Origin of the sequence: Bacillus sp. SIMBA_008, from assembly GCF_046535495.1 — a bacterium.
Taxonomy (GTDB): Bacteria; Bacillota; Bacilli; order Bacillales; family Bacillaceae; genus Bacillus; species Bacillus subtilis.
In genome coordinates this window covers 1-270 of record NZ_JAWRWL010000488.1, presented here as the reverse complement: position 1 = coordinate 270, position 270 = coordinate 1, and the positions used below count along the sequence as shown (strand labels likewise).

The following is a 270-nucleotide window of genomic DNA, read 5'->3' as shown; positions in this document are numbered from 1 at the left end:
AGATCGCGGATAAAATCGGCATGAAATTTCATATCCATCTGCACATTGCCGTATATATCGGCGGTGTGGGCATGAATGATCGCAATATCAGGATCGAGCCGACGAACGGCCAAGGCTGCTTCCCCGCCGAAAACATCTTCCACCGCTACGATACCATCGCTTACTAGTTGCATCGTTTCCGGCTTGACCAGAACATATGGTAAATCTGCTGCGGCAGCCTCGAACCGGGCAAAGGCCGCAGTCCTGCCCATTGGCTTCGACACCACGCCA

The 270-nt window shown here is 53.3% G+C and carries 1 pseudogene; it reads right to left on the bottom strand.

From position 1 onward, the window contains the following. Positions 1-251 (bottom strand): annotated as a pseudogene (locus tag SB658_RS24140) (hypothetical protein); the annotation flags it as partial. Between the last annotated feature and the right edge of the window lie 19 nt (positions 252-270).